The 3,557-nt window shown below is 69.6% G+C and carries 3 protein-coding genes and 1 pseudogene; 3 read left to right on the forward strand and 1 reads right to left on the reverse strand.

Translation table 11 applies throughout. The features are described from left to right. The 3 genes from ENN83_RS02300 to ENN83_RS02310 form a co-directional block, all read left to right on the forward strand. Nucleotides 1-487 (forward strand): MORN repeat-containing protein (locus tag ENN83_RS02300; RefSeq protein ID WP_414707609.1); only part of this gene is annotated, 487 nt, incomplete at its 5' end. A gap of 234 nt (nucleotides 488-721) precedes the next feature. Then, nucleotides 722-1,195, forward strand: a complete 474-nt coding sequence (locus ENN83_RS02305; RefSeq protein WP_287183602.1) for an NUDIX hydrolase — start codon at nucleotides 722-724, stop codon at nucleotides 1,193-1,195. A gap of 52 nt (nucleotides 1,196-1,247) precedes the next feature. Continuing rightward, complete coding sequence (locus ENN83_RS02310) at nucleotides 1,248-2,729, forward strand: inorganic phosphate transporter (protein WP_287183605.1); 1,482 nt, start codon at nucleotides 1,248-1,250, stop codon at nucleotides 2,727-2,729. A 5-nt stretch (nucleotides 2,730-2,734) separates the two neighbouring features. Here ENN83_RS02310 and ENN83_RS02315 read toward each other — a convergent pair. Further along, nucleotides 2,735-3,557, reverse strand: a pseudogene (locus ENN83_RS02315) (cryptochrome/photolyase family protein); the annotation flags it as partial.

Below are 3,557 nucleotides of genomic sequence, written 5' to 3' on the forward strand. Positions count from 1 at the left end.
CGACGGCGCCACCTATGAGGGCACGTGGAAGGCCGGCGTGATCGAGGGCCAGGGCCGCGCCACCTTCCCCAACGGTCTGGTCTACGAAGGCGCCTTCAGGGACGCCGCCTATCACGGCCAGGGCAGGATGACCCATGACGACGGCTATACCTATGAGGGGCAATGGCAGAACGGGCTGCGCCATGGCGAGGGCACGGCCAGCTATGCCGATGGCTCGGTCTATTCTGGCGGCTTCCTGCGCGGTCAGCGCGAGGGCCAGGGCACGATCACCATGCCCGACGGGTTCAGCTATTCCGGCGGCTGGAAGGACGGCAAGTTCCACGGCCAGGGTGTCGCCACCTATGCCAATGGCGATGTCTATGAAGGCACCTTCGCGATGGGCAGATACGAGGGCGAGGGCGTGATGCGCTATGCCGATGGCGAGACCCGCTCGGGCACCTGGCGCAACGGCGTGCTGACCACCGGCCCCGGCGCCGCCACGGAGTGACCGCCACGGACTGGCCGCCACGGGCTGGCCGGCACGGGCTGCACGGGGCCCCCGCCCTGCCCTTCTTCTTGGACGAAATACCCCGGGGGGGGGCGGGGGGCAGCGCCCCCCGCCGGGTCGCCCCGGCGTCAGCCGGGGCGAAACGCCCCGCTCCGCGGCCGCGTCCCGGGTTCGCCTTGCCCCGCCCGCCGGATCGGTGCTATCGCGACGGATCGGTTCACTGGGCGGGCGAGCATGCTGAAACAGGTCTGGACCAACATCCTGCTGCCGCTACTGGGGCGCCCCTCGCGCGTTCAGGTGGCGGCGCTGTGCCATCGCCGCGCCCCGGCGGGCGATGCGCCCGAGATCCTGATGATCACCTCGCGCGAGACCGGCCGCTGGATCCTGCCCAAGGGCTGGCCGAAGGCCGGGCATGGCGCCGCGGACATGGCCGCCCGGGAGGCCTGGGAAGAGGCCGGGGTCCGGGCCGGCCTTGTCCGCCCCGATCCGGTCGGGCGCTATCGCTACACCAAGCGGCTCAAGGGCGGGGTGCCGGTGGCCACCGATGTCGAGGTCTTCGCCATCGAGGTCGCGGCGCTGGACGACCGCTTTCCCGAAGGCGCCGAGCGGCGCCGCCGCTGGATGAGCCCGGCCGAGGCCGCCGAGGCGGTCGAGGAACCCGAACTCAAGGCGCTGCTGGGCAACCTCTCCGCCGGTTTCCCGGCCTGAACCGCCCGGCCCTCCGCGCCCGCGCAGACCTCTCCGAAAGGCCCCGCCACAGATGTCCGATACCAGCAAGCCCGATCCGTGGCGCACGCTCGACAAGGATCTGAACCGGCTGTCGCGGGTGGAATATGCCACGATGCATGTCTCGCGCCCGCTGGTGGGCGTGGGCGTGTCGCTGGCCTTCATCCTGCTGGCCGCGCTGACAGCGATGGTCATCATCGGCCAGACCCCCGGCATGCTGTTCGTGGTCGCCGCGGCCGGGTTTGGGGCCTATATGGCGCTGAATATCGGCGCCAATGACGTGGCCAACAACATGGGCCCGGCGGTCGGCGCGAATGCGCTGTCGATGGCGGGCGCTATCGCGATCGCGGCAATCTGCGAAACCGCGGGCGCGCTGATCGCGGGCGGCGACGTGGTCTCGACGATTTCCAAGGGCATTGTCGATCCCGAAAGGGTGGCGGATACGCAGGTCTTTACCTGGGCGATGATGTCGGCGCTGCTGGCTGCGGCGATCTGGGTGAACATCGCCACCTGGCTGGGCGCGCCGGTCTCGACCACCCATTCGGTGGTCGGCGGCGTGCTGGGCGCGGGGGTGGCGGCGGCGGGGCTGACCGCCGTGAACTGGCCCATGATGGGCGCGATCGCGGCCAGCTGGGTGATCTCGCCGCTGATGGGGGGCGCGATCGCGGCCATGATCCTGGCCTTCATCAAGTGGCGCATCATCCATGTCGAGGACAAGATCGCCGCCGCGCGGGTCTGGGTGCCGGTGCTGATCGGGCTGATGGCAGGGGCCTTCGCGACCTATCTGGCGCTCAAGGGCCTGTCGCGGGTGGTCAGCATCGGGATGGGCCATGCGCTGGTCATAGGGCTTGCCGTGGGTCTGGTCTGTCATCTGCTGGCGATCCCGGCGATCCGGCGCCAGGCGCGCGGCATGGAGAACCGCAACAAGTCGCTGAAGACGCTGTTCGGCTTTCCGCTGGTGGTCTCGGCGGCGTTGTTGTCCTTTGCCCATGGCGCGAATGACGTGGCCAATGCGGTGGGGCCGCTGGCGGCGATCGTGCATGCCCAGCAGGAAGGGGCGGTTTCCGGTCAGGTGTCGATCCCGGTCTGGGTGATGGTGATCGGGGCCTTCGGCATCTCGTTCGGGCTGGTGCTGTTCGGCCCCAAGCTGATCCGGCTGGTCGGCAGCCAGATCACCAAGCTGAACCCGATGCGGGCCTATTGCGTGGCGCTGTCGGCGGCGGTGACGGTGATCGTGGCGTCCTGGCTGGGCCTGCCGGTCAGTTCCACCCATATCGCGGTGGGGGCTGTCTTCGGCGTGGGATTCTTCCGCGAATGGCATGCCGAGCGCCGGGTGCGGGCGATCACGCAGGCCCGCCCGCCCGCGAAACGCCTGCCCGAGGCCGAGCGGCGCCGCCGCAAGCTGGTGCGCCGGTCGCATTTCATGACGGTGGTCGCCGCCTGGGTCGTGACCGTGCCCGCCGCCGCGCTGCTGTCGGGGCTATTCTTCCTGGCGCTGGGCGCGCTGCTGGGCTGAGGGGGTCAGACCGTCCCGCCCGCGTCCAGCCGCCCGAGGAGGCCCTGCGCCCCGGCCAGGATCGTGGCGCGGCGGTCGGGGGGCATCCTGTCCCATATGCGGTAGATCGGCCCCATCCGGGGATTCGCGGCGAAGCGGTCGCGGTGGCGGTCGAGGAAATGCCAGTAGAGCAGGTTGAACGGGCAGGCCCCCTGCCCCGTCTTCTGACGGACATCATAATGGCAGGACCGGCAATAATCCGACATCCGGTCGATATAGGCCCCGGACGAGACATAGGGCTTGGACGCGACGATACCGCCATCGGCGAACTGGCTCATGCCGAGGGTATTGGGCGCCGCGACCCATTCATGGGCATCGGCATAGACGGCCAGATACCATTCATGCAGCGCGCCCGGGTCGATGCCCGCCAGCAGCGCGAAATTGCCGGTCAGCATCAGCCGCTGGATATGGTGGGCATAGGCCTCGTCCCGGGTCTGGGCGATGGCCTGGGCGATGCAATTCATCTGCGTCCCGGCGCCCCAATAGAGCGCGGGCAGCGGGCGGGTGTGGGTCAGGGCATTGCGGCCGGGATAGTCGGGGCCTTCGCGGAAATAGATGCCGCGGATGAATTCGCGCCAGCCGAGGATCTGGCGGATGAACCCCTCGACCGCGTTCAGGGGTGCCCGGCCCGCGCGGTATTCGGCCTCGGCCCGGCGGCAGATGTCAAGCGGGTCCAGCAGCCCGGCATTCAGATAGGGCGAGAGGAAAGCGTGGTTCAGGAAGCGGTCGCCCGTCAGCATCGCGTCCTGCGTGTCGCCGAAGCCCGGCAGGGCGGTCGCCAGGAAATGC

This window comes from Rhodovulum sp. (assembly GCF_011048875.1).
Taxonomy (GTDB): domain Bacteria; phylum Pseudomonadota; class Alphaproteobacteria; order Rhodobacterales; family Rhodobacteraceae; genus Rhodovulum; species Rhodovulum tesquicola.